The 5,414-nt window shown below is 44.4% G+C and carries 7 protein-coding genes; 2 read left to right on the forward strand and 5 right to left on the reverse strand.

Features of this window, described 5'->3' with window-relative positions:
* On the forward strand, positions 1–202 hold a 202-nt coding region (locus RAC86_RS34650), incomplete at its 5' end, for a hypothetical protein (protein ID WP_377886629.1).
* A 21-nt stretch (positions 203–223) separates the two neighbouring features.
* Here the strand turns inward: RAC86_RS34650 and fsa are convergent.
* The 3 genes from fsa to spo0F form a co-directional block, all read right to left on the reverse strand.
* Positions 224–862, reverse strand: a complete 639-nt coding sequence (gene fsa / locus RAC86_RS34655) for a fructose-6-phosphate aldolase (RefSeq protein ID WP_003227626.1) — start codon at positions 860–862, stop codon at positions 224–226.
* Positions 863–981: 119 nt separating this feature from the next.
* The gene (locus RAC86_RS34660; protein ID WP_003243339.1) at positions 982–1,839 is read right to left on the reverse strand and encodes a class II fructose-bisphosphate aldolase; all 858 of its coding nucleotides are present in this window, start codon (positions 1,837–1,839) and stop codon (positions 982–984) included.
* A 180-nt stretch (positions 1,840–2,019) separates the two neighbouring features.
* Positions 2,020–2,394 (reverse strand): sporulation initiation phosphotransferase Spo0F, encoded by a 375-nt coding sequence (gene spo0F, locus RAC86_RS34665; protein WP_003227621.1) that lies wholly within the window; start codon positions 2,392–2,394, stop codon positions 2,020–2,022.
* A 165-nt stretch (positions 2,395–2,559) separates the two neighbouring features.
* Between spo0F and RAC86_RS34670 the strand changes: the two genes are divergently transcribed.
* On the forward strand, positions 2,560–3,081 hold the full coding sequence (locus tag RAC86_RS34670) for a DUF2529 domain-containing protein (protein WP_042975489.1): 522 nt from the start codon (positions 2,560–2,562) through the stop codon (positions 3,079–3,081).
* A gap of 81 nt (positions 3,082–3,162) precedes the next feature.
* Here the strand turns inward: RAC86_RS34670 and pyrG are convergent, their stop codons facing one another.
* On the reverse strand, positions 3,163–4,770 hold the full coding sequence (gene pyrG / locus RAC86_RS34675; protein WP_003227612.1) for a glutamine hydrolyzing CTP synthase: 1,608 nt from the start codon (positions 4,768–4,770) through the stop codon (positions 3,163–3,165).
* Between the two features lie 241 nt (positions 4,771–5,011).
* Positions 5,012–5,414 (reverse strand): DNA-directed RNA polymerase subunit delta (rpoE, locus tag RAC86_RS34680; RefSeq protein WP_377886630.1); only part of this gene is annotated, 403 nt, incomplete at its 5' end.

Genomic DNA, 5,414 nt, shown 5'->3' on the forward strand with positions numbered 1-5,414 from the left:
GGGGGTACAGGTTTCAAAAGATGCACAGAGACCCGCCGGCTCGAGAGACATCGTCGTCATCCGGCAAAAGCAGTACGCATACCCTTCATTCCGATATCAGCTTCTGCAGCCCAATGATTCCTTCTCTGTAAAGCGGCGTCAGCATCTGAAGATCCGCTGTATCAGGTCGGTGAAATACAAAGGCCGCGGCAAACAGGCATAAAGCTGTTTGCCGCCCCTTTCATTATTTGTTCCAGTCTGCCAGGAATTGTTCGATTCCTTTGTCTGTTAACGGGTGTTTAGTGAGCGCATGAATGACTTTCAGCGGCATTGTGCCGATATGAGCCCCTCTAAGAGCAGCTTCTGTCACGTGCTGCGGATGGCGGATTGACGCTGCAATGATTTGCGTGTCAAGGCCGTGAATATCAAAAATCTGTTTAACTTCTGAAATCAGGTCAAGCCCGTTGTGGCCGATGTCATCTAAACGTCCCAGGAATGGAGAGACATATGTTGCCCCCGCTCTGGCAGCAAGAAGCGCCTGGTTGGCATTGAAGATCAATGTAACGTTTGTTTTGATGCCTAAGTCAGTAAGTGCTCTTACCGCTTTTAAACCGTCAGACGTCATTGGGATTTTCACCGTAATGTTCGGAGCGATCTTCGCCAGTTCTTTTCCTTCCTCGATCATTTCCTCAGCTTTCAAAGAAATAACCTCTGCGCTTACAGACCCTTTCACGACGTCTGTGATCTCGCGAAGACGGTCGTGGAATGATACGTTAGCTTCCTTTGCTACTAAACTAGGATTCGTCGTTACACCGGCGAGAATTCCTAATTCATTCGCTTCTCTAATTTCATCGATATTGGCTGTATCAACAAAGAATAACATTTTCAAAAAGCCTCCCTGATTAAGAAATTTTCTGAACTGCGAATATGATTGCGCTTTCTAAAGATAGACGGAAAACCGCCTGTCAAGCTGTCAGGCGGCTATAAAAAGTTCCAATTGAATTAAGCTTGGTTTGAAGAACCAAATTCACGCATTTTACCGATAACTGTTTCTTTGATCGCTTCACGAGCTGGTCCAAGGTATTTACGTGGATCGTACTCGTCAGGCTTAGCTGCCAATGTTTCGCGAACAGCTTTTGCAGAAGAAATTTGGTTTTCAGTATTCACGTTGATTTTAGCTGTACCAAGTGAAATTGATTTTTTGATGTCAGCAGTCGGAATTCCAGTACCGCCGTGAAGAACTAGCGGAAGACCAGTTGATTTTCCGATCTCTTCCATTTCTTTGAAGCCAAGGTTTGGCTCACCTTTGTAAGGGCCGTGAACAGAACCTAATGCAGGTGCAAGGCAGTCGATGCCAGTGCGCTCAACAAGCTCTTGGCACTCTTTAGGATCAGCGTAGATTACGCCTTCAGCGATAACGTCATCTTCTTGTCCGCCTACTGTTCCAAGCTCAGCTTCTACAGATACTCCGTGGAAATGAGCAAGCTCAACAACTTTAGCAGTTGTTGCTACGTTTTCTTCAAATGGATGGTGAGAAGCGTCGATCATTACAGATGTGAAACCTGCATGAATCGCTTTCGCACAAGATTCAAAGCTTGAACCGTGGTCTAAGTGAATCGCAACAGGAACTGTCACTTTGTACTCTTCCATAAGTGCTTTTACCATAGCAACGACTGTTTTGAAGCCGCCCATGTAGCGTCCCGCACCTTCGGAAACACCAAGGATCACTGGAGATTTTTCTTCTTCAGCTGCTTGTAAAATCGCTTGAGTAAACTCAAGGTTGTTTAAGTTAAATTGTCCTACAGCGTACCCTTTTTCTTTAGCTGTATTCAACATTTCCGTCATAGAAACTAAAGGCATGTCGAATGTCCTCCTTATGTAGCCTGATTGTCTTCTAGCGAAAAAAGCTTTCCACCCTAGCATGACCCATATATTGCTGTCATATGTAAATACTCAGATCGCTTTTTCTCCATAACTAGGATACCAACTTTTCGACAAATCGGCAACATAATGACATGATTCATTTGTTTCTTCTTTTTGTCAGTTAGACTTCAGGGGCAGATATTTTTTGACGGCGTCTCTGATTTCGTCGATGTCAAACGGCTTGGCAAAGTGCGTCAGGGCGCCCAATTCCTTCGATTCCTGGATCATGTCGAGCTCTCCGTATGCCGTCATGATAATGACCCGGATGTTTTCGTCAATGACCTTCATCCGTTTTAAGATTTCGATTCCGTCCATGCCGGGAATTTTCATGTCCAACAGCACAAGGTCGGGCCGTTCTTTTGTCACAATGTCAAGCGCCTGCAAGCCGTTCGCAGCCTGAAACGTCTGGTAGCCTTCTTTATTGAACACTTCATTTAGCAAAATACGAATGCCGTATTGATCATCAACGATTAAAATTTTTTCATTCATCATTTTACACCCCAATATTATGATTTTCGTCAAAAGTAAGCAGTATTGTATGTATTCTGTTTGATTTTCCTATTTCCTTTAATTATAATAGTCTACTTTACGACATTTTCTGAGCATTTTCTCTTTTGTTGTATACTGATATTGTACGTTATAAAGGAGGATTCACTTATGTTGAAAATATTCACGACGCAGTTAACAGGTATTTTTTCCCGCATTCAGGATAAGGAATCTGACGCGATTGAAGATGGGGCGCGGCTGCTTGCTCAAGCGGTGATCAGCGGGCATTCCATTTATTTATACGGAGCGAATGAGCTTCAGGGCGTCTTTTTTGAGGCCACCGAAAGCAAAGAACCCTTCCCATCTGTCAAAGCCTTTCCAGAAAGCGCTGAGGAAGTGACAGAAAGCGACAGGGTGCTGATGTTTTGCTCAGGGACGGGCACAGCCGAAGAACAGTCTCTCGCAAAAGAGCTTTATGAAAAAGGTGCGGGAGTCGTATGCGTATCGCCCGCAGCCAAAGACAGTGCGGGAATAGAACAGTATTGTGATGTGCATATTGATTCTAAATTAAAAATGCCGCTTGTTCCCGATGAAGACGGCACCCGTTACGGGTTTCCCTCTTTAATGACAGCACTGTATGTCTATCACGCTTTATCGTTTACACTAAAAGAAATTCTGCAAGAGTATGCATAATATCTTATTGTACATGCTGGAACTTGCCGGAAACAAATAAAAAAGACTTGCCCGCTTTTGACAAACGGCAAGTCTTTTTTATTACTTCTGATTTGCAGCTTCGACAGACGCTCCGATAAAGCCTTTGAAGAGAGGCTGAGGTCTTGTCGGTCTTGACTTGAACTCTGGGTGGAACTGAGAAGCCACGAACCAAGGGTGGTCTTTCAGCTCGATGATTTCAACAAGGCGTCCATCAGGGCTTGTGCCTGAGAATACGAAGCCTTGCTCTTCCATTTGCTGTCTGAATTCATTGTTAAACTCATAGCGGTGGCGGTGGCGCTCGTACACCACTTCATCCTGATACACTTCAAAGGCTTTCGTGCCTTCTTCAAGCTTACAAGGGTAAAGGCCGAGACGAAGCGTTCCCCCAAGATCCTCAACATCCTTTTGTTCAGGAAGAAGATCAATGATCGGGTATTGAGTTGACGGATCAATTTCCGCTGAGTGAGCGCCTTTTAAGCCCAATACATTTCGTGCGTATTCAATAGACGCCACCTGCATGCCCAAGCAAATGCCCAAGAACGGAATGTTGTTTTCGCGCGCGTATTTTGTCGCGACGATTTTGCCTTCAACACCGCGGTCTCCGAATCCGCCCGGCACAATGATGCCGTCTGTTCCGCTTGTGAGTTCTGCGATATTGTTTTCTGTCACTTCTTCTGCGTTGATCCACTTCACTTTTACATCTGTGTCAAACGCATAGCCCGCATGGCGGAGAGACTCGACAACAGAAATGTATGCGTCAGGAAGCTCAACGTATTTGCCGACAAGGCCGATTGTAATCGTTTGAGACAGGTTGCTGACTTTGTTAACAAGCTCTTTCCACTCGGACATTTCCGCTTCTTTGCATGCCAATTTCATGTGCTCGCAAACAAGCTTATCAAGCCCTTGTTTTTGAAGCTCCAGCGGAATGGAGTAAAGGTTGTCCGCATCTTCACATTCAATAACCGCTTTTGTATCAATGTCGCAGAAAAGCGCGATTTTATCTTTCATATCTTGAGAAATCGGCATTTCTGTACGAACGACGATGATGTTTGGCTGAATGCCCAAGCTGCGCAATTCTTTTACGCTGTGCTGTGTCGGTTTTGTTTTTAATTCGCCAGCAGCTTTAATGTAAGGCACGAGCGTACAGTGGATGTACATTACGTTTTCACGGCCGATGTCGCTCTTCATTTGGCGGATCGCTTCAAGGAATGGCAGTGATTCGATGTCTCCGACAGTACCGCCGATTTCTGTAATGACAACATCTGCGTTTGTCTCTTTCCCTGCGCGGTAAACACGGTCTTTCAATTCGTTTGTGATGTGCGGAATGACCTGTACGGTTCCTCCAAGGTAATCTCCGCGGCGTTCTTTTTTAAGAACTGTTGAATAGATTTTACCTGTTGTCACGTTGCTGAATTTATTCAGGTTAATGTCGATAAAACGCTCATAGTGACCAAGGTCCAAGTCTGTTTCAGCGCCGTCATCCGTTACGAATACTTCACCGTGCTGGTACGGGCTCATTGTTCCCGGGTCAACGTTGATGTATGGATCGAATTTTTGAATCGTCACGTTCAGTCCGCGGTTTTTCAGCAAACGCCCTAATGAAGCTGCTACAATACCCTTTCCAAGTGAGGATACAACTCCCCCGGTTACAAAAATATATTTCGTCATTTCGTTTGCTCCTCTCTTCGCTCTTAGCTACATTTTTAAAATGTACTATTTTATAAAAAATCATTTAGCCTTTTAAATGATTTATAAGAAAAATGAGGGGTGAAAATAAGAAAGCTCCCTTTCAATTTCTTGAAAGGGAGCATAACGTACTATGTTCTCTCTTCGTTTTTGAAGAGCCCAAAATACATACTACATAGTTCGACTATGAAAGTCAAGATCGTTTTGAAGATGAAATCTGATACTATTTAATTTCCTCTTCTTCATCATCATAGTCTTCATCATCTTCATCAACAATATCTTCTTCGATCTCAAGATCGTCGTCGTCTTCGTCAAGATCTTCGTCGTCAAAATCGTCGGCTTCAAGATCGAGTTCTTCCTCAACTTCATCCAAATCAAGGTCGTCTTCGTCGATCTCTTCAAACTCGTCAAGATCAAGATCTTCTTCGACTGCTTTCTTCGCTTTTTTCTTTTTCGCCTTGACTGTCGGCTGAGTTTCTTCATCAAGCTGATCATACGGATACCAGCTGCGAAGCCCCCACGTCTGGTCAGAAAGCGCCAGGAAGCGGCCGTCAATGTTTAAATCTGTATAAAATTGAGCAATGCGGTCTCCAAGCTCTTCTTTTTTCACGCCGAGCAAAGATGCG

The organism is Bacillus sp. LR_5, from assembly GCF_042709275.1.